Origin of the sequence: Cryobacterium luteum (assembly GCF_900110125.1) — a bacterium.
In the GTDB taxonomy this organism is placed as follows: domain Bacteria; phylum Actinomycetota; class Actinomycetes; order Actinomycetales; family Microbacteriaceae; genus Cryobacterium; species Cryobacterium luteum.
Window position 1 is genome coordinate 23826 of record NZ_FOCN01000005.1, and the last position, 19988, is coordinate 43813.

The 19988-nt window shown below is 66.7% G+C and carries 19 protein-coding genes and 2 tRNA genes; 7 read left to right on the forward strand and 14 right to left on the reverse strand.

Annotation, left to right across the window (positions count from 1 at the left end; translation table 11 throughout):
* Positions 1–164: 164 nt before the first annotated feature.
* The 3 genes from BMW72_RS07085 to BMW72_RS07095 form a co-directional block, all read right to left on the reverse strand.
* Positions 165–1112: a tyrosine-type recombinase/integrase gene (locus BMW72_RS07085; RefSeq protein WP_134360384.1), complete on the reverse strand. Its 948-nt coding sequence runs from the start codon at positions 1110–1112 to the stop codon at positions 165–167.
* Positions 1113–1160: 48 nt separating this feature from the next.
* Positions 1161–1236 (reverse strand) — tRNA-Arg (locus BMW72_RS07090).
* Between the two features lie 51 nt (positions 1237–1287).
* The gene (locus BMW72_RS07095) at positions 1288–2418 is read right to left on the reverse strand and encodes a 3-isopropylmalate dehydrogenase (protein ID WP_092108734.1); all 1131 of its coding nucleotides are present in this window, start codon (positions 2416–2418) and stop codon (positions 1288–1290) included.
* A 129-nt stretch (positions 2419–2547) separates the two neighbouring features.
* Between BMW72_RS07095 and BMW72_RS07100 the strand changes: the two genes are divergently transcribed.
* A complete protein-coding gene (locus BMW72_RS07100; protein WP_241984022.1) occupies positions 2548–3996 on the forward strand; it encodes an aldehyde dehydrogenase family protein in 1449 nt (482 codons plus the stop codon).
* Between the two features lie 20 nt (positions 3997–4016).
* Positions 4017–4790, forward strand: coding sequence for an SDR family NAD(P)-dependent oxidoreductase (locus BMW72_RS07105; protein WP_092109118.1), 774 nt, complete (start codon positions 4017–4019; stop codon positions 4788–4790).
* Between the two features lie 53 nt (positions 4791–4843).
* Here the strand turns inward: BMW72_RS07105 and BMW72_RS07110 are convergent, their stop codons facing one another.
* From BMW72_RS07110 to BMW72_RS07135, 6 genes are all read right to left on the reverse strand, one after another.
* On the reverse strand, positions 4844–6028 hold the full coding sequence (locus BMW72_RS07110) for a hypothetical protein (RefSeq protein WP_092108736.1): 1185 nt from the start codon (positions 6026–6028) through the stop codon (positions 4844–4846).
* Positions 6029–6177: 149 nt separating this feature from the next.
* Positions 6178–7611, reverse strand: coding sequence for an amidase (locus tag BMW72_RS07115; RefSeq protein WP_092108738.1), 1434 nt, complete (start codon positions 7609–7611; stop codon positions 6178–6180).
* Positions 7612–7640: 29 nt separating this feature from the next.
* Positions 7641–9410: a dipeptide ABC transporter ATP-binding protein gene (locus BMW72_RS07120; RefSeq protein ID WP_092108740.1), complete on the reverse strand. Its 1770-nt coding sequence runs from the start codon at positions 9408–9410 to the stop codon at positions 7641–7643.
* Complete coding sequence (locus BMW72_RS07125) at positions 9407–10285, reverse strand: ABC transporter permease (protein ID WP_092108742.1); 879 nt, start codon at positions 10283–10285, stop codon at positions 9407–9409. The genes BMW72_RS07120 and BMW72_RS07125 overlap by 4 nt, the downstream gene beginning before the upstream one ends.
* Positions 10282–11229, reverse strand: a complete 948-nt coding sequence (locus tag BMW72_RS07130; protein ID WP_092108744.1) for an ABC transporter permease — start codon at positions 11227–11229, stop codon at positions 10282–10284. The genes BMW72_RS07125 and BMW72_RS07130 overlap by 4 nt, the downstream gene beginning before the upstream one ends.
* Before the next feature lie 81 nt (positions 11230–11310).
* Positions 11311–12822, reverse strand: coding sequence for an ABC transporter substrate-binding protein (locus BMW72_RS07135; protein WP_092109124.1), 1512 nt, complete (start codon positions 12820–12822; stop codon positions 11311–11313).
* Between the two features lie 217 nt (positions 12823–13039).
* On the opposite strand from BMW72_RS07135, the gene BMW72_RS07140 reads away from it, so the two are divergent.
* On the forward strand, positions 13040–13807 hold the full coding sequence (locus tag BMW72_RS07140) for a FadR/GntR family transcriptional regulator (RefSeq protein ID WP_092108746.1): 768 nt from the start codon (positions 13040–13042) through the stop codon (positions 13805–13807).
* A 6-nt stretch (positions 13808–13813) separates the two neighbouring features.
* Here BMW72_RS07140 and BMW72_RS07145 read toward each other — a convergent pair whose 3' ends face one another.
* Entirely contained in the window at positions 13814–14032 is a 219-nt protein-coding gene (locus BMW72_RS07145) for a thioredoxin domain-containing protein (RefSeq protein ID WP_241984021.1), read from the reverse strand.
* A gap of 123 nt (positions 14033–14155) precedes the next feature.
* On the opposite strand from BMW72_RS07145, the gene orn reads away from it, so the two are divergent.
* From orn to BMW72_RS07165, 4 genes are all read left to right on the forward strand, one after another.
* Positions 14156–14830, forward strand: a complete 675-nt coding sequence (orn, locus tag BMW72_RS07150) for an oligoribonuclease (RefSeq protein WP_092108750.1) — start codon at positions 14156–14158, stop codon at positions 14828–14830.
* A gap of 44 nt (positions 14831–14874) precedes the next feature.
* Positions 14875–14950, forward strand: a tRNA-His gene (locus tag BMW72_RS07155).
* A gap of 71 nt (positions 14951–15021) precedes the next feature.
* Positions 15022–15372: a metallopeptidase family protein gene (locus BMW72_RS07160; protein ID WP_092108752.1), complete on the forward strand. Its 351-nt coding sequence runs from the start codon at positions 15022–15024 to the stop codon at positions 15370–15372.
* Between the two features lie 24 nt (positions 15373–15396).
* Positions 15397–16677: a D-alanyl-D-alanine carboxypeptidase family protein gene (locus BMW72_RS07165; protein WP_092108754.1), complete on the forward strand. Its 1281-nt coding sequence runs from the start codon at positions 15397–15399 to the stop codon at positions 16675–16677.
* A gap of 34 nt (positions 16678–16711) precedes the next feature.
* Here the strand turns inward: BMW72_RS07165 and BMW72_RS07170 are convergent, their stop codons facing one another.
* The 4 genes from BMW72_RS07170 to BMW72_RS07185 form a co-directional block, all read right to left on the reverse strand.
* Positions 16712–16975 (reverse strand): hypothetical protein, encoded by a 264-nt coding sequence (locus tag BMW72_RS07170; RefSeq protein ID WP_092108756.1) that lies wholly within the window; start codon positions 16973–16975, stop codon positions 16712–16714.
* A gap of 124 nt (positions 16976–17099) precedes the next feature.
* On the reverse strand, positions 17100–17675 hold the full coding sequence (locus tag BMW72_RS07175; protein ID WP_241984020.1) for an AAA family ATPase: 576 nt from the start codon (positions 17673–17675) through the stop codon (positions 17100–17102).
* On the reverse strand, positions 17668–18462 hold the full coding sequence (locus BMW72_RS07180; protein ID WP_092108760.1) for an energy-coupling factor transporter transmembrane component T family protein: 795 nt from the start codon (positions 18460–18462) through the stop codon (positions 17668–17670). Before BMW72_RS07180 ends, BMW72_RS07175 begins: the two co-directional genes overlap by 8 nt.
* A complete protein-coding gene (locus tag BMW72_RS07185) occupies positions 18459–19988 on the reverse strand; it encodes an ABC transporter ATP-binding protein (protein WP_092108762.1) in 1530 nt (509 codons plus the stop codon). Before BMW72_RS07185 ends, BMW72_RS07180 begins: the two co-directional genes overlap by 4 nt.

The following is a 19988-nucleotide window of genomic DNA, read 5'->3' on the forward strand; positions in this document are numbered from 1 at the left end:
TGTGCAAAGATTTCGTCTTCTTCCTCACCGCGTCAAATGTCGTCATCACGGCACATTTCCCGCCAGACCACGTCCAGCGCGTCAGGCCGGAAACACCGTTAAAGGGACAATCCTCCCGGAGGATAAATCCTTCGACACTGGCGTTCAGAGGACCAATGGATTCTTTACTGAGGCGGAGCGAGCCGCTGCAGCACCGTCGCCGGCTCGGATTTTACGGCGCGATCAGGCTCTGCGTAGTGCGCCTTTGTCTTCGACGTCGACGTGTGTCCGAGCACGTCGGCCGCAGCCTGCAAACCCAGTTCGTTGGCGAGCAGCGTCGCCCCCGTTCGACGGAAGGCATGGGGCGTGATCCCCATGCCTTCAAGGCCAGCGTTCCGGAGAATGTCGCGGAATGTGCGCCGGACGTTGTGCGGCGCGAGTGGCTTGCCGTTCCGCGTAAAGAACAGCAGGTGTTCACCGTCCTCCCCCTCGATCAGTGTCAGACGTCGTCGAATTACCTCTGCCGCGAATTGCGGCACGGCGACGACCCGGTTCGACTCATGGGTTTTGGGATGCGCCTGGCGAATCACGCCGACGCCACTCTGTATGACGAGCGTTCCGCGGATATGCACCCACGGCGGGTCGGCGGTCATATCTATGTCGCACTTTCGAAGCGCAAGCGTCTCGCCGATGCGCGTCGCCGTGCCGAGCATCACCTCGATCAGGTCCCGTACCTGCCCGTCGGGTTTGGGCCCCATCCTGCCCTCCGCTGTGCGCCAGTCGCGGGCGGCGAGTCGGATTGCGGCTACCTGATCCGGCGTGAGCGCCTTCGGGGTGTGCTGGGGCTTCTTCATGCGCGAGGTTTCCTTCACGGGATTGCGCGCGATGACTCCCCGCCGCACGGCAAACCCCAGCACCATGCTGAGGATCGTGCGGGAGTGCTTGTTTTTGGCGAGCTCGCTTGTCGTGAGTACGGGCTCCAAACCGAGCCCCGAGAGATTTGTAGCATCCATAACCCGTAGGTGCCCAAGGTCACACCAGGTGAATCGAACTGGCTCGCGTACCTTCTCGCCGAGCGCCCACAAAAGGCGGGCGCCGCGGAATAAACGTTGAATAAACGTTGCGTGAATCAAGTCTTGCCCCTTTAGTAAGGACAAGAAACCCTGGTCAGACGACTTTTTTGGTGCCCCCGGTAGGAATCGAACCTACGACAATCGGATTAGAAGGCCGGTGCTCTATCCACTGAGCTACGGGGGCGGGACTGTACAAGGTTACAGGCCGTCGACGCTCATGCGGTCAACACGCGCATCAGCGCAGCGCGGCGAGGTCGTCCATGACCGAGTAGCCGGGGACGGCGGGCACCGGTGCTCCGCTCGTCACCAGGCCGGCGATCTCCCTGCCCAAGTGCGCGGTCGAGAAACCCATGCGCGGCCCGGCGGTCGCCGGCAACTGGGCCAGAAGGTGCACGGCGGCGGCCTCGATGGCACGAGCGGCGTCGATCTCGCCGAGGTGGGCGAGGCACATGGCGGTCGAGAGCACCGCCCCGATCGGATTGGCCCAGCCCCGGCCGGCAATGTCGGGAGCCGAGCCGTGAATGGCCTCGAACATGCTCGGGCCACAGCCGTCGAGGTTGAGGTTGGCGCTCGCGGCGACGCCGAGACCGCCCTGGATGGCCGCGCCCAGGTCGGTGATGATGTCGCCGAAGAGGTTGTCGGTCACCACCACATTGAAGCGTTCCGGAGTTGTCGGCAGGTAGAAGCACAGGGCGTCGACGTGCACGTAGTCCACTGGAACGGTCGGAAAGCGCGCACTCAGGTCGTCGACCGTCGACTGCCAGAGCGTGCCGGCCTCGACCAGGATGTTCTTCTTGTGGCACAGGGTCAGCGTGCCACCGCGCCGTTCGGCGAGTCGAAACGCGAATTCGACCACGCGCTCCACGCCCATGCGGGTGTTGACCGATTCCTGCACGGCGACGGCGTGCGGGGTGCCGACGTGCACCGTCGATCCGCGGCCGACATAGGAGCCCTCGGTGTTTTCCCGCACAATCACGAGGTCGCAGCGCTCCGGCGTGAGGCCCGCGATGGGCGTGGTCACTCCCGGATACAGCTTTACCGGTCGCAGGTTCACCGCCTGCGCAAAGCTGCGACGCATCTCGAGAATGAATCCGCGCTCCAAAACGCCCGGCGCGACGGCCGGGTCCCCCATGGCACCGAACAGAATGGCGTCGTGGTCACGCAGCTGCGCCTGCAGGGCGGGCGTGAAGAGTTCGCCGGTGGCCAGGTAGTGCCGGGCACCGGCCGAAATCTCGGTCAGCTCTGCCCGAAACCCGAACAACGACTCCGCCGCCGCGAGCACCTCGAGTGACGCGTCGATCACCTCTGGTCCGATTCCGTCGCCGCGGATCACGGCCAGCCGGTGGACTCTCGTTGTGCTGGTCATTGGGCTCTCCCTCATGAACGGATGCGCGCCGCGACAGATGATTGACCTGACGATCGCCACTCGATACCCTAGTTAGGTTACTGGTCAGACCAGTAGAAATGCCAGCACCCCTTAACAGAAGGCAGTCCCGTGGCTCCGTTCCCGATCCCCTACCCGACCGGGCTCCCCATCGGCGAACGCTGGCTGGACTGCGCCGAGCAGGAGGAGATCGTATTCCCCTTCGACGGCTCCCCCGTCGCGTTCGCCCCGGTCGGCACAGCGGCGCAGGCCGCGCTCGCGGTGGACGCGGCCGCCGCGGTACGCGCGGAACTGGCCGGGCTGAGCACGGGCATCCGTCGTACCCTACTCATCGCTATTCACGATGCCCTCGCCGAGCGAAGCGCTGACTTCGAGCAACTGCTCGTGCTGGAGACTGGCAAGCCGCTCACGGACTGCCGCACCGAGGTCGCTCGCGCCCTCACCACGTGGTCGGCCAGCGCCGAGGAGGTCGCCCACCTGCACGGTGAGACCGTTCCGCTCGACCTGCAGCCCAGCGGGGTGGGAATGATCGGCTACTGGACGCGGCGACCGGCCGGAATCGTCGTGGGCATCACCGGCTTCAACTACCCCTTTCTGCTGGCCAGCCACAAACTCGCTCCCGCTCTTGCTGCCGGCTGCCCGATCATCATCAAACCGGCCCCGAACACACCGCTGACCACGCTGTGGGTGGTGGACCTCATTCGCGGGGTATTGTGCGACCACGGGGTATCGACCGCTGCCGTTCAGCTCGTCACGGGCGGAATCGCCGTCGGCGAGGCCCTCGTCCGCGACCCGCGGGTGGCCGTGGTCTCCTTCACCGGCTCTGCCGCCGTCGGGCACCAGATTGCCCGCGACGCTGCGCCGCGCAAGGTCGTACTCGAACTCGGCGCCAACACCGCGCTGATCGTGGCGAGCGACGCCGACCTCGGGAAGGCCGTCGACGCGGTGATTCGCGGCGGCTTCTACGCCAATGGTCAGGCCTGTATCTCGGTGCAGCGCATTCTGGTACACGACACGATCGCCGACGAATTCGAGCGGATGCTGCTCGCCCGCCTGCCCGAGGTGCGCGTCGGTGACCCCCGCGACGAAAGCACCCGCGTGGCACCGGTCATCAATGAGGCTTCAACCGAGCGCATCCTGGCTTGGATCGATGCCGCCAGGGCGAGCGGGGCGCGGGTGCTGGCCGGCGGCCACCGGATCGACCGAAGTATCGCCCCGACCGTGCTGACGGATGTTCCCTACGACGCCCTGGTCTGGTGCGAGGAGATCTTCGGACCGGTTGTGGTGCTGCAGCGCATCTCCGACCTCGGTTCGGCCATCGCGCTGGTCAACCGCTCGCGTTACGGCCTGCAGGCCGCCATCTTCACCGGATCGCTGCAACGAGCCTTTCAGGCCATCAACGAGCTAAACGTCGGCGGCGTGGTAGTCAACGAGATTCCCGGTTTTCGCTCCGACATCATGCCCTATGGCGGCGTCAAGGATTCCGGCACCGGCCGGGAAGGGCCGCGCTTCGCCATCGAGGAGTTCACCGTGACCCGCATGGCCATGATCCGCCCGTGAACCAGAACAAAGGAACCTCGATGGACTACACCCAGCTGTTCCAGTTCTCCGGTCGCCGGGTTCTCGTGATCGGGGCCGGAAGCGGCATCGGCCGAGAGAGCGCCCTCGCCCTGCACGCCCACGGCGCCACGGTGATCTGCGCCGACCGGGACGCCCCGAGCGCGGCGGCCACCGCGGCGCAGCTCGGCGCCGGAGCCAGCGCGCTGCAGCTCGACGTTCTCAACCAGGAAGCCGTTCGGGCCGTCGCCCGCGACCTGACCGACCTCGCCGCTCTCGTCTTCACAGCGGCCACCAACGTGCGAAAGCGCATCGCGGACTACACGCTCGACGAGTTCGATCGCGTCGTGAATCTCAACCTGCGCGCTGCCTTCGTCCTCATCCAGGCCTTTGCGCCGACGATGGCGGCCAACGGCGGCGGCAGCATCATCGGCTTCGCCTCCATTCGGGCGGTCACGGTCGAGCCCGGCCAGGGGGTTTACGCGGCGACCAAGGCCGGGCTGGTGCAGCTGCTGCGCACCGCCGCGGCAGAATACGGGCCCGCCGGGGTGCGGGTAAACGCGATCTCCCCCGGCGTCGTGGAGACGCCCCTGACGGCACAAATCAAGAACGATCCCGAGTGGTACAACGCCTACGCCGCCAAGAGCGCCCTCGGCCGCTGGTCGACTCCGAGCGAACTGGCCGGCGCCGTGGTCTATCTTGCCTCGGACGCCTCGCGTTTCGTCACCGGGTCGGTGCTCACCGTCGATGGCGGCTGGACCGCCGTCGACGGCCGCTTCGACCCGCCGAACGCCTAGGGCGTGTAAGTGGCGCGGTGGAGCCGGCAGTTGCCTGCCGACCCTTTCACCAGCTAGCGGACGACGCGCTCGAATCCGGATGCGCCTTTTCCGGTCCAGCGGTGCAGCTCAAGTGTGGCTGCTTGCTGCGCATGGCCGCTGGAGCTGTCGCGAAAGTCTCGGGCGACGTAGAAATAGCCGTCACCGACGGGCTCGATGCCGACGTCCGACTTGAACTCCCAGCCGTAGATGCCGGTGGCTTCGTGTTTCAGCCCCTGCTGCAGGAGCGGCACGACGAGGCCGGTTTCATCGTTGGGCTGGCCTTCAATGATCTGCTCGTGCGGAGCGGTGGTCCCATCCAGCACGTAGAGCGTCCGGTTCGGGTACCCGGGCTTGCCGCCGCGGTAGACGCCCATGTACCAGAGGTTGCTCTGTTCGTCGTAGGCGAGGTTCTGCACGCCGAAGGCGGTGTTTCCGGTGTGGACGAAGTACTTGGCGTCCTCGTCGACCGGGCCGGAAGTGTGCGGATCGGCCTGGGTCAGTTGGCGTTCGTACTTTCCCCATCGGGAAACGTCATACTGCAGAAGCACCTGGTGATCGTTGTCGGCCCGAGCATCGTTGCGGTAGACACCGTAGGCGACCATCAGCTGCTGCTTGCCGCTTTTCTTTCCGAACTCGGGACCGAAGGAGACGCCGTCAATGCCGCTGGAACCATACCGGTGGTCTGCGGTGCTGGCGGTGTTGCCGTCGAATACGCCGTTGCCGTCCATATCCGCCGTGAAGTCCTCGACGACCTCCTCGAGGTACACGGCCGTGACTAAGCCTGAATCCTCGGCGTCCATGCCGACAGCGTTGATCTTGTCGACGTCAAAGATTGCGATGTAGAAGGCCTCTTCGGCCTTGTACTCGAGGGAACCGTAGACGCGGCCGTCCTGAGTGTTGAAGTCCAGGTCGCCGAGGTGGCCGGTGAACCCCTCGACCGTCCCGATGACATTACCCGTCAAATCAGTCTTGACCAGCGTGTCTGTAAACGAGTGGTACACATACCCGTTCTTCTCATCGATCGCGATGCCTTGAATGTGTCCGGCGTCCCACGACCCGGAATCAATGGTCGTGGGGTAGTTTTCGATAGCCGCCGGCGCCTCTGCATGGGCGGGAGGTCCCTGCGGGTCGGCGGGTGCCGCGCTGACCGGCGCTGCCACGCTCAGCGCGGCGGCCAGCGCAACGGTGGCGGGTAGTAGTGCGAATGTGCTCTTCACGATTTACGCTCCTCGGATCCGGTGGGAGTGAATGATGCCGGGCCCCACTTCCCGGCGACACCAACCCTGCCCCTCCGGTACGAACGTCCGAACACGAGGACATGAACGGCACGAGAACCCTGAAGAGCACTGCCAGCCCGTCGCGCGAGTCAGCGCGCCAGCTGGCCCACCGTGTGAAAGGGCCAGACCGGCTCGGCCGCTGCCGGCCGTGCCTGCTCGTACCAGTGCGTGGCCCGCAGCACGGCGAGGTCCTCGAAACGACGTCCGGCAATATGCAGCCCGATCGGGCGTCCGTCGGCGGTGAACCCGCAGTTCACCGAGCTGGCCGGCTGCTCCGAGAAGTTGTACGGCGCGGTGAACGCGATGTGGTCGAGCGAGGTGGCCGCGTCGTTGGTCGGCATCGGCCATTCCGCAGGAAAGGCCGCGACAGGCGACACCGGCGACAGCACTACGTCATAGGGCGCGGTGGCCGCGACGGTCGCCGCGCGCAGGTCTTGGATGCTCTGGTAGCAGCGCACCACCTCGGTCCCCGATACCCCTGCTCCGCCCAGCACCCAGTCCCGAATGAAGTCGAGCACCAGCGCCTGCCGCGCCGGTTTGAGCACCTCATAGTCGGCGAGGGAGCGCACCCTCAGAAACAGGTCGAGGTCGGCGAGGTATTTCGCGGTCATCGGCGGGGCGATCTGCTCCACGATCGCTCCGGCCGCCGCAAAGAGTTCCACCGCCTGTAGAACGGATGCCGCCACCTCCGGGTCGGTCGAAAGACCCGCCCCACCCGCGAGGTGAAAGCCTACTTTCAATCCAGTCACACCCGATTCGCCGCAGTGCACGTCGGTCCAGTCGAGGTGTTGGTCGCCGAGAGCGGTGTAGTCGCGCGGGTCTGGCCGGGTGAGCACCCCCAGGAACAGCGCGGCATCATCCACTGTTCGGGTGAGCGGTCCGGCGACCCGGCCCATGTAGGGCGGGTCGACGGCCACTCGGCCGAAACTCGGTTTCAACGTCACAAGCCCGAGCCAGGTGGCCGGCAGCCGCAGCGAGCCGCCGATGTCGGAGCCGAGGTGCAGCGGGCCGATCCCGGCTGCGGCCGCAGCGCCCGCGCCGGCGCTCGACCCGCCGACGGTCCAGGCAGGGTTCCACGGGCTGCGAGTCACGCCGTGCAGGCTTGAGACCCCGGAGGACAGCATGCCGTAGTCGGGCATCACCGTGACGCCGAAGATGACGCCGCCGGCCTCCCGAACGCGCGCGGCGCTCGGCCCGTCGACGGTCGCAACCGGTGCGTCGAACTTGGCTGCGGTGCCGGACGGCTGGCTGAAGCCGCGCACCGCGACGTTCTCCTTGATGCTCGTCGGCACGCCGTCGATCGGTCCGCGCGGCATCCCGGCCGCCCACCGGCGTTCACTCGCGGCGGCCGCGGCGAGCGCTCCGACCCGGTCGAGACCCCAGAAGCAGTTCAGCTCGGGCTGCAGACGCTCGGCCTTGTCGAGCACCGCGGCCGTCACCTCGACCGGGGAGAGGTCACCGCTTCGGTAGCGCCGAACGAGTTCGGTCGCCGGCAGGCATTCGATGGGCGCGGTCTCGGCCATGGTCCCTCTTCCAATTGTTCGGTGCTGCATCAGTTCGCCGCGCGTCGGGCGAGGTCGCGCATCGACGGCGTCGCGCTGACCAGCTGCCTTGTGTAGGGATGCAGGGGGCGATCGTAAACGCTCGCGGTGGGCCCGCATTCGACGATGCGCCCGTCGGAGATGACGGCGACGGTGTCGCAGAGGTGGCGAATGACGCCGAGGTCGTGGGAGACGAACACGAGGGTGAGCTGGTATTCATCAACCAGATCGGCCAGCAGATTGAGCACCTGAGCCCGCACCGACACGTCGAGGGCGCTGACCGCTTCGTCAGCCACGAGCACACGCGGCCGAGTGATGAGCGCCCGCGCAATGGAGATGCGTTGCCGTTGGCCGCCGGAGAACTGGTGCGGATGCCGGTGCATCACGTCGGCATCGAGCCCGACCGCATTGAGCTGGGCTTCGACCCGGGCCAGGGCGTCGGCGCGGCTGACGTTGCGCAACGGTTCGGCGACGATGTCGCGCACGCGCATGCGCGGATCCAGCGATCCCATCGGGTCCTGGAAGACGATCTGCACCTGGCTGCGAAAGTCCCGCAGTTGCCGTTCCGAGGCGCCGGCGATGGACTGCCCGAGCACGTCGACCGTCCCGGCGGAAGGCTGGTCGAGGGCGCAGAGGATGCGCATGAGCGTGGATTTGCCCGACCCGGACTCGCCGACGATGCCGAACCGTTGGCCCTCGCCCACGTCGAACGACACCTCGCGCAGGCCGTGCACGATCGGTGCCGGAGCGAACAGTCCCCCGCCGCGTCGGCGATACTGCCGACTGACGTCGCGCACCGAGATGGCCGGCACCCCGGCGACCTCATTGAAGACCACCGGTGGGCCGCCCTGTTCGAGGCGCTGGTGGGCGGCGCGGTGCGGCGGCAGAATCGGCGCGGCGGCGGCATCCGCTGCAACCGGACGAGGCGAGGATGCGGCCGCACGCGGGGTGCTGATTACGGGCATCGACATGGTGTGCAGCCGGCCCCGGTCGTCGACCGAAGAGAGATCGGAGGCCGCAATGAGTTTCTGCGTATACGGATGCTGCGGCGCGGTCAGCACCCGCCCGACCGGTCCGTCTTCGACGATGTCGCCCTCGTACATCACGAGCACCCGCTGGCACACCTCCGCGACCACCGCGATGTCGTGCGTGATCAGCAGCAGCGCGGTGCCGCGGTCGGTGACGAGGTTGCCGATGAGTTTCAGAACCTCGGCCTGCACGGTGACGTCGAGCGCCGTGGTCGGTTCGTCGCAGAGCAGCAGCTGCGGGTCGTTGGCCATGGCCATGGCCAACATCACGCGCTGGCGCTGCCCGCCGGAGAGCTGGTGCGGAAATGCCAGGGCCGCTTCGGCCGGGTTCGGCAGCTTCACCTGCGCCAGCAGCTCAACGGCGCGGTCCCGAGCCTGCCGCCGACCCTTTTCGGTGCGGTGCACCGTCATGATCTCGGCCACCTGGGCGCCGACCCGCATAAGCGGGTTCAGGGCGGTCATCGGCTCCTGGAACACCATCGCCATGGTGTTGCCGCGCAGCGAATTCAGGCGACGCTCGCCGGCGGTGAGCAGGTCGGCTTCGACGCCGTTCAGGCGGATCGTGCCGCTGGCCGCAAGGGTTTCCGGCAGCAACCCCATAACGGATGTCGCGGTGAGCGACTTGCCGGAGCCGGACTCCCCGATCAGGCCCACTCGTTCGCCGGCCGCAATGTCGAAACTGATGCCGTGCAGCAGTTCGTTGAACGGTGAGCCGACCCGCAGGTCGCTCACGCTGAGGGTAGGTGTGCTCATCGGTTCACCTGCATCTTGGGGTCGAAGCGATCGCGGAGGCCGTCACCGAGCAGGTTGAAACCGAGCACCACCACGGCGATGGCAATTCCCGGCCAGACGATGAGCAGCGGCTCGATGAACAGGTAGCCCTGGGCGTCCTGCAGCATACGCCCCCACGACGGCGTGGGCGGCGGTGTGCCGAGCCCCAGGTAGGAGAGCGCGGCCTCGGCGAGAACCGCGATGCCGAACGAGACGGAGGCCTGCACGATGAGCATGCCGCTGATGTTGGGCAGAACATGCCGCACCCCGATGAAGAAGCCGCTCTTGCCCGAGGCGCGGGCTGCCTGCACATATTCGCGGCTCATGACCTGCAGGGTACCGCTGCGGGCGATCAGGGCGAAGGCGGGTGCCGTGCCGATGCCGAGCGCGACCATGGCCGTGACCGTGCCCGCTCCGAAGATGGCACCGAAGATGATCGCGAGCAACAGGGCGGGGAAGGCCAGGGAGATGTCGTTGCCGCGCATCATGAACTGGTCGAGACGGCCGGGATTCATGCCCGCCACGATGCCGAACGGCACGCCGAGCAGCGCGGCGATCCCAACCGCGACGGTGCCGACCAGCAGGGAGATCTGGGCGCCGCGCAGGATGGAACTGAACACATCACGCCCGAAACTGTCGGTGCCGAGCAGATGTTCCGCGCCGGGCGGCAGCAGGATGGAGTCTGAGAAGACCCCCTCGGGGTCGAACGGCGTCCAGAACGCTGACACGAGGGCCGCCAGCAGCACGAGGCCGATGAGCACGACGCCGGCCCAGAGTGTGGCACCGCCCCCGTTTTTGCTGCGGCGTGCGGGGGTGGGCCCGGTCGGTGTGGGGATCTGGGCATTGACGGCGGTCATGCGGCGCTCCGAAGGCGGGGGTCGACCAGCGTGAAGGCGAGGTCCACCAGAAAGTTCAGCGCCAGTACGAACACCACGAGCACGAGCACGATGCCCTGCACGGCCGGCAGGTCGCGCAGCGCGACCTTGTCGAGCAGCAGGCTGCCGAGGCCGGGAATGCTGAAGACCCGCTCGATCACGACGGCGCCGACCAGCAGGGTGGCGATCTGCAGGCCGAGCACGGTCATCACCGGTACGGCGGCGTTGCGCAGCCCGTGCCGGAACAGGGCCGGTCCGGCACCTAGGCCTTTGGCGCGGGCGGTGCGAATGAAGTCTTCCCGCATGACTTCCAGAACGGATGAGCGCACGTAGCGGCTGAGCACGGCGCCCTGCACACTGCCGAGCGCGATCGCGGGCAAAATGAGATGCTCGAGGAATCCACCGAAGTCCTCGCCCGGGTCGACCCAGCCGCCGGCCGGAAGCCAGCGGAGCGTCACAGCGAAAACGGTGACGAGCAGCATCCCGGCCAGAAATCCGGGTACGGCCACGCCGATCTGGCTGATGCCCGACAAGATGGCACCATCGGGCTTCCGCTGCCTCACCGCGGTGAGGATTCCGAACGGAATCGCGAACAAAAGCGCCAGCACGACGCTCGTGAGCACGAGGATCACCGTGATGCCGAGGGCATCCGTTATTTCGGGGCCGATCGCCTGGCGGCTCACGGTGGAGGTGCCGAAATCGCCGATCAGCACGTGCCCGAACCAGTCCAGGTAGCGCACGATCGCTGGGCGGTCGAGCCCCATGGCTGTGGCCTGCGCCGCGACATCCGCTTCACTCGCCTGCACGCCGAGGGCGATGCGGGCGGCGTTGCCGGGCAGGATCGACAGCATCAGGAACGTCACGACCGAGGCCACGACCACCGTGGTGGCGAAGACGCCGAGGCGACGCAGAACCACAAAGACCATAACGGGACTTTCCTCTGACTGATTCAACCGCTCGAACAACAACCGTACGCGTCTAAGGCCAGGTCGCGGCCCCTGCGGGCCCTATCGCGCGATCGTCGACAGGTCCAGTGCGAGGCTCGGCGTGTTCTTCGGCACCCCGAGCAGGTCGGCGTCGGCGAGGGAGATCGCCGGCTGCAGGTAGAGCCAGTCGGCGGCGGCGTCCTCGGCCATGGTCGTGGTGGCCTCCTTCATCAGTTCGATGTAGGCGGTCGCGTCGGCGGCGTCCGCTTCGGCGAATTTGGCCATCACCGCTGGTGAGTCGTAGCCCGCGTAGTAGGTGGGGGCGGCGAAGGCGGTCACGTCGCGCGGCTCGCTGTGCATGATGAGCGACATGTCGTAGTCGTGGCCCGAGAAGACTTCGTCGAGCCAGACCGCGGGAAATTCGAGCGCCGTCACGTTGGCGGTGATACCCACCTTGGCGAGCTGGTCCTTGACCACCTGGGCGCCGGCCACGGCGTAGGGCAGGTTGGGAATCTTGAAGGCGACGGTCAGGTCGCTGACTCCGGCCTCGGCCAGGAGCTCGGTGGCCTGGTCGGGATCGTACGGGTACAGGTCGGCCAGGGTCGCGTCGTACCAGGGGTCGGTCGGCGGCACCATGGAACCGATCAGCAGACCGTAGCCGCTGTTCGCCGTGTCCATGACCGCCTGGCGGTCGATGGCATACATGACGGCTTGCCGCACCCGAACGTCGCTGAAGGCGTCGCTGGCATTGTTCATCGACAGCGTCACCTCACCCGTGCTCGCGCCTTCGAGCACCTGGAAGTCGGTGTTGGATTTGAACTGGTCGACCAGCTGAAACTGGGAGATGCCCGAGATGAGGTTGATGTCGCCGCTGAGCAGCGCGTTGGTCTGCGCGGTTGCGTCGGTGAAATAGCGCAGCGTCACGTCGGTCATGTACGGGGCCTCGCCCCAGTAGTCGGCGTTGGTGGCGAGCACGAGGCTGTCCCCGGTCTTGAACGAGCTGACCGTGTACGGGCCGGTACCGATTGGAGCGGTGGCGAGGTCGGCCAGGCCGGATTCGGTGAACATGGTGCCGACCGGGCCGCTCATGTTGAACAGCCAGCTGTTGCTCGGCTTCGACAGGGTGATGCGCGCCTCGGTGTCGCTGACCGCCTCAATGCTGGCGATCGGGTCGAGGTAGGCGGGTCCGTTGGCGGTCCAGTTGTCTTTGACGCGTTCGAGGCTGAACTTCACGCTCTCCGCGGTGAATGGCGAACCGTCGGAGAAGGCTACGCCCTCGTGCAGAAGAAAGTCGTAGACCAGCCCGTCGTCGCTGACCGTCCACGACTCGGCGAGCAGCGGAATGATCGTGCCGTCGTTGTCGAGTTTCACCAGCCCCTCATAGACGTTGTAGAGGAGGGCCTGCGGGATCGCGGCACCGGCGGTCGTGGTGTAGTCGAGGTTGCCGGGAGTGGCCAGCAGGCCAACGGTCAACGCCGTGTCCGGCTCCCCTTCGGCGGTCGTCGATCCGCTGGAACAACCGATTAGGGCCATGGACGCGACTATGACCGTGGCAATGCTGGCGAACATGCGTCGCCGGGTGTGTGCCCTCATTCGAACGTGCCCCTCTGGTTCGGCTGGCCCCACGAAGATCGGCCAGACATACTGCGAGAAATGGTGCGAGAAATACCGTGGAAATGTGCTGTGCAGACCGGCGAAACACATGGTCAGACCAGTACACTCTGTACCAAAGTCAGCTTTACATGAAGATCTGAGATCGTCAAGATCGACCCCGATATTGACGCCGGGTCGAAACCTCGAGGGAGTGCAGATGACCCACAAAGCCGCATTTACCGCCGTCAAAACCGTCAAGGCCTACGAGCGCGTCGTCGAACAGATCGAGACCGCCATCGGCCGGCGGGAACTCCGCCCCGGCGATCGTCTGCCGAGCGAGCGCGAGCTGATGCTGACGTTCGAGGTGAGCCGGTCGACCATTCGTGAAGCCCTGCGTGTGCTCGAGAGTACCGGACTCGTGCGCTCGCGCCCCGGCGACCCGCGCGGTCCCGAAGTATTGCAGGCCTCGCCGGCTATTCTCGCGAAAACCGTCAGCCGACTGGTGCGTCTGGAAACCGTCGCCCTGTCGGAGCTCGTGGAGTTTCGCATCATGCTCGAGGGCACCGCCTGCACCCTGGCCGCCCAGCACCGCACCGAGGCGCAGCTGAACGAGATGCGCGCGGCCGTCGACGCGATGCAGCAGGAAGTGGCCCGCGGACCGGTCGCGTTCAGCCGAGCGGATGTCGCCTTCCACGTGAGCGTGTGGGCGGCCAGCCAGAATCAGCTCCTGCAGATTTGCGGGGAAGCGACCCGGGGCGCCCTCATCGACATGGTCACCGACGAACTCGATCGCGCGCCTGACTCCCAGGCCAGGATGGAACTGTCCCTGGCCCACGATCGTGAGATTTTGGCCGCGATCTCGGCCGGAGACGGAGCGAGTGCCGGACGACTTGCTCGATCCTTCATCATCGAGTATTACGGCGACATCATTTCGTCCCAGAGCCGGTCAGCACTCGGTGGAGCTCCCGACGACGCTGTGGCGTAAGCCCGCTCAGAGCGCTTTGGCGGCGGCGACGAGCACCTGCGCGAGGGTGGGAACTCCGGCCGCGCGAAAGACCTCGGTGCCGGCGCCGTTGGTGATGATGACCGTGGGAGTGTTGCGAATAAGCAAAGCCTCAGCCTGCTCCGGAGCACCGGCAACATCGATCTCGCGCACGGTCGCACCGGGGACGAGTCGTTTCGCTTCGGCGAGCACCGCCCGCGTCTGCATGCACGGTTCGCAGAATGACGACGAATACAGTGTGAATTCCATCAGGGCCTCGCAGGTCGCGCGTTGAGTTCGGTAGCATCCAAGTTTACAGGCCGTGTCGCAGGCCACCGGTAGACTCGGGTCATGACGAACAGCACGACTGGTGAAGCACCGACGACCGCCCCCGCAAACTCCCCGACGTCGAAGAGTCCCGACCGATTGGTCTGGATCGACTGTGAAATGACCGGGCTCGACCTCGACCGTGACGAACTCGTCGAGATCGCCGTCGTCATCACCGACTACGACCTCAACGTGCTTGATCCCGGCCTGGACATCATCATCAAGCCCAACGATTCGGCCCTGGAGAACATGGGCGACTTCGTGCGCAACATGCACACCTCGTCTGGCCTCATCACCGAGATCCCCAACGGAGTCAGCGCCGCCGAAGCCGAGTTCCAGGTTCTTGAATACGTGCTGAAGTTCATCCCGGCCGAGCAGAAGGCTCCGCTCGCCGGCAACTCCATCGGCACCGACCGAGCTTTCCTCACCCGGTACATGCCGCGCCTCGACACTCAGCTTCACTATCGCAACGTCGACGTGTCGTCGATCAAAGAGCTGGCCCGCCGCTGGTACCCGCGGGTATATTTCAACGCCCCCACCAAGGACGGCGGACACCGCGCCCTGGCCGACATTCTCGAATCCATCCGTGAGCTGGCGTACTACCGCCAGACCGTGTTCGTGGCCGATCCGGGGCCGACGAGTGAGGAAGCCAAGTCGCACGCGGCCGATGTTGTGCACTTATTCGCCTCCGAGGTGTAATAGGATTGCTGAGTTGCCCCGCGTTGTAGACGTGGGGACGCATGGTGGGTATAGCTCAGTTGGCAGAGCGCCTGGTTGTGGTCCAGGAGGTCGCGGGTTCAATCCCCGTTACTCACCCCAATGAAACCCAGCGCGTTCGGCCCCGGCCGCCCGTCTGGTGGTCGGGAGCAGTCCGCGATGTTGAATGCAGCATGCTAGAACTCGACGCAACGCAGTTCGAACGTCTCGTCGTCGATGAGCTCGACCTGCTGCCCGACGACATGGTCGACGGCCTCGACAATGTGATCTTCGTGGTGGAGGACCGTCCCGAGGACGGCACGCTCGACACCCTGGGCTTGTACGACGGGGTCGCCCTCACCGAACGCGGGCAGTACGGCTTCGGTGAGATGCCCGATCGAATCGTGCTCTACCGGGAGCCGTTACTGGCGATCTGTGACACTTTCGACGATCTGCACGATGAGATCCACATCACCCTGGTTCATGAAATCGCCCATTTCTACGGTATTGATGACGACAGGCTGCACGAACTCGGCTGGGGCTAGCCTCCTGCGGTCTAGCCTTGGGGCATGAGCTCCTTTCGTCTCGGCCGCCTCGTCGGCATCCTGGTCGGAACAGTGGTGATTCTCGGCGTCGGCATCTACGGCCCGGCGACGCTGCTGGGACCTCTGCCCGCCGTCACGGCCACCACGGTCACCCCGGGTGACAGCGCTGCCGCGCCCACTCCCCCGACGCTCTCCAGTGATGGTGCGAGCGCCATTGCCGTGCTGGCTGCCACGACGAGCGGCGCCTCCGGCACGACGTCGACCGCCGCGGATACCTCAGCGCCGATCGCCGTGGCCGGCACCACTGAAGCCCTCCCGATGGCCTCCATCGCCAAGGTCGTGACCGCTCTCGTCGTTCTCGACGCCAAACCCATTGTCGCCGGTGAGTCTGGCCCCATCGTGACCCTCACGACGGCCGACTTTCAGAGTTACCTGGACTACGACAAGTCGGGTGCCCGCTCGGTGACCGTCTTCGCCAACGAACAGTGGACCGAGCTCGAGTTGTTGCAGGCGCTGCTGCTCGGCTCGAGCAACAACCACGCCGACAGCGTGGCACGCTGGGCGTTCGGCTCGGTCGACGCCTACGTCGTCGCCGCCAACGCCTGGCTCACCGACCAGGGCCTCACCGACACGGCCGTGGTCGACGCTAACGGGCTGCACGATGCGAGCGCCGGCACCGCCACCGACCTCGCCCAGCTGGCCGGCCTCGCCGCGACCGACCCGGTGGTGTCTGCGATGCTGGCCAGTCCCGCATCCGCTCTGGCGAACCGTCGTGGGGTTCTGAACACCACCTCGTATCTGCCCGAGGAAGGCATCACGGGAATTTCACGCAGTTATACGGATGCCGCCGGGGTCTGTTTTCTGTTCACCGCCGAGGTGAGTGACGGAGCATCGAGCTTCACGTTCTCGGGCGCCTACCTGGGCGAACCGACCTACGACGCGCTCACGGCAGATCTGATCGCCCTTATGGGCAGTGCGCGGGCCGGAGTGGGCGCACTGCCGGTTCTGGCCGCGGGTGACGCCTATGCGACGTTTGAATCCGCGTGGGGCGACGAAGCTTCGGCCGTGGTGGGGGTCTCGCGCACCCGTTACGCCTGGCAGGCCGCCACCCCGGAGGCCGCAATCGTCACGCTCAAGGACTTCGCGACGGCCCGCAGCGGTGCGAACGTGGGCCAGGTACGACTCACCGTAGCCGGGGAGGACCTCTCGGCTGCCCTGAAACTGAGCGAGGGTATCGCCGACCCGGGGCCGGGCTGGCGCCTGCTGCATCCAATCGTGATGATCACGGCCCTGCTCGAGCAGTAGCGTCAGTCGAGAACGGCTACAGCGGCACGAACGGCTAGAGCGGCTCGACCTCGGTGTCGACGGGGTCGCTCTCGCCCGAGTCGAAGGTGTACCGCACGCGGCGTTGCCCGTTCAGGTCTCGTTCGTCGACCTCGTCATACCAGAACACCGATTCGAGGCCGCCGACGGCGGCGACCATGCTGATGCGTGGTGCGTGTTTGCCGCGCACGAGGGCCCGGGAATCAATCTGCCCCTCGAGCGGGCCGTCGATGAACTCGGCGATATACAGGGTCGGGGTTTCGCGGTCAGGACTACTCATGACAGCCAATGTAGTCCTGTGCGGTGCGCTATGCCCGGGGAACTGGCGCGCGCCGCACGTGTTTGAGAAGGCGGCACGTGTTCAAACCAGTGCGAACCTCGCAAACACGTGCCACGAGCCAGCGTCAGCTCCGCAAACGAACGGTCGCCCGACTTTGCGGGGCCTCCCGCCCGAGGTAGGTCGCCCATTCCTGCTGCCACTGGTCCCAATGGGCGCGAAACGCTTCGCCGTCACGGTCAAGCGCACGTCGTTTGCGCAGCGCATCGTCGGCGGCCAGCCACACGCGCACCTGGCTGAGCGGTTCGTGGGCGGCGGCGAGGGTTCCGCAGCCCTCCACGATGAGTGCTCGGGTCGGGTCGAGCGGATGCCACTCCGCCGCTTCGTTCTCGCCCCAGTCGTAGCGCTGCCAGGCTGCCGGCAACGCGTCGTGTCGCGGTTGCAGAACGTGATGCTGCAGGTGATGCACGGCCGCGTCAAGGCCGTCCCAGCCGGGATAGATGTCATCCATCCGCACCAACTGGGGACGAACCGTGCCCGGCCAGTGCTGCGCGAGGGCATCGGCGAGGGTGCTCTTACCCGCACCGCTGGGCCCGTCGATGAGAATCACCGGGTTCGCACCGGCTGCGGCGACCGCCAGCAGCAGGGGGGCCAGCAACGGGGTGACGCCCAGGGCGGCCGGCTCGAACAGGGCGTCAGGCAAGAATGAAACTCCAGGTTTCGGCCCACACCGCAACCCCGATGGCGATGCCGGCGATCCCGAATCCGATGCCGACGAGAACCGCATCGGCCCCGCGAACTCTGGACGGCCGAGCCCAGGTGCGCGGTGTGTCGCTGCCGAAACCGCGCGCTTCCATGGCCGTGGCCAGTTTGCTGCCCCGGCGCACCGAGATCACCAGCAGTGAGAAGGCCGGGCCGAAGAATCGGCGGGCGGCCCCGCGGAGGCCGCCGCCGTCCCCGACGCCCCTGGCCCGCCTGGCGAGGGTGAGCGAGTGCCAGTCTTCGATGAACATGCCCACGAGCCGCAGCCCGGCCAGCCCGCCGAGAACGAACCGAGCCGGCAAGCGCAACACCTGCGCGAGGCCGTCGGCCAGGTCGGTCGGATCGGTCGTGGCGAGCAGCACGATGCCGGGCAGGCCGATGGCGAGCACTCGCAGCCCGATGGCCAGCCCGAGCTGGGCCGAGCCGTCGGTCACCGAGATGAAGCCGAGATGCCAGAGCAGCGCGCCGGAGTCTTCGCCGTAGAGGATCGTTGTGATCGCGGCCATCGGCGCCGCAATCCACACCGGGGCGGTGCGCAGCCAAAATTGCCGGGCGCTGAGTCCGCACCAGAGCAGGAGCAGGGCCTCGAGCAGCAGGGCTACACCCGCCGACACCCAGTCGATGGACAGCAGCAGGGCGCAGCTCACCGTGAGGGCGACGGCGAGCTTGGCCACCGGGTTGAGGCGAGCGACCACGCTCGGGCGGATCATGGGGGTCAGAAGGCTCACCGGGCACCCGACTCGAGCCGGATCGGATCGGGGGTACCCAGGCGGTATTCCTCGTCGGCGAGGGCGCTGACGAACGCGGCGTCGTGCGTGACGGCCACCAGGGCGGTTCCCTCGTCGAGCAGCTCGGCCAACAGGGTCACCAGTTCCTGCCAGGTGCGGGAATCCTGTCCGAAAGTCGGTTCATCGAGTATGAGCAGGCGCGGGCGGGTGGCGAGAACGGTGGCGACGGACATGCGTCGTTTTTCGCCGCCCGAGAGGGTGAACGGGTTGGCGTCGGCGAGGTGATCGAGACGCAGCCGGCGCATCAGCTCGTCGACGCGGTTGGTCTGCTCGGCAACGCTGAGCCGGAGGGCGCGAGGCCCAATCAGCAGGTCGTCACGCACCGTCGCGGCCAGAAACTGCAGTTCCGGGTCTTGAAAGACCGTTCCGATGCGGGTCAGCAACTGCGTCGAACGCCAGCGGTGCGGTTCGGGGGCGGCACCGGCCGCGAAGTTCTCGCACGCACGCAGCGATCCCCCGGCCGGTTTCAACAGACCGGCCAGGGTCAGTGCGAGCGTGGATTTGCCGGCACCGTTCGGTCCGGTCACAACGGTGGCCGTACCGGCGGCGACGGAGAGGGTGATGCCAGCGGCGACAACGGATGCTGCGCGCCGGCCGAACGGAACACGACCGACCGCGAGTCCCTCGGCTCGCAGCAGGGTCTGCCCGGAACCGATCGGGTGACGGGCCGGAAATCGGGGCGGCAGGGCGGGCACCCAGACACCGGCCTGCGCCAAGCGTTCTCCGTGGCTGGCCAGGATTTCATCGGTCGCCCCGTCAGCGAGCACACCGCCGGCCGGATCCAGCACGATGACGCGATCAACGACGTCCTGCCAGACTTCGACGCGGTGTTCGATGACCACGAGGGTGGCCCCGGAGCGGTCGAGGGAACGCACGACGGCGTCGCGTACCTCGAGGACGCCTCTCGGGTCGAGGTTTGCGGTGGGTTCATCGAGCAGCAGCAGTCCCGGCTGCATGGCGAGCACGCCGGCGAGGGCCAGACGCTGCTTCTGCCCGCCGCTCAGGCTCGACGTGGGATGGTCGAGGGGCAGGGCCAGTCCCACCTGTGCCAGCGCGCGCCGCACGCGCGGCCAGATCTCGGAGCGCGGGACGGCGAGGTTTTCGCAACCGAACGCGACGTCGTCGCCCACCCGGGCGAGTACGACCTGGGAATCGGGGTCCTGCAGCACGAGGCCGACCCGGCCCCTCGCCTCGGCCGCGCGTCGTCCGTCGATGAGCAGGCTGCCCGTCTCGTCGCCGTCTTCGGCATCGCCGAGCACCCCGGCCAACGCGTGCACCAGCGTGCTCTTGCCGGCGCCGCTGGCCCCGAGCAGCAGCACCCGCTCGCCGGGCTCGATCTCGAGATCGAGCCCGGACACGGCCTGATTCTGGCGTCCGGCGTGCCGCCAGCCCCAACTGCGGGCCTGGATCTGCACCGGTCGAATCTGCGGGCCGCGAGCGGGTATGAACGACGAGGGGTCAGGCAT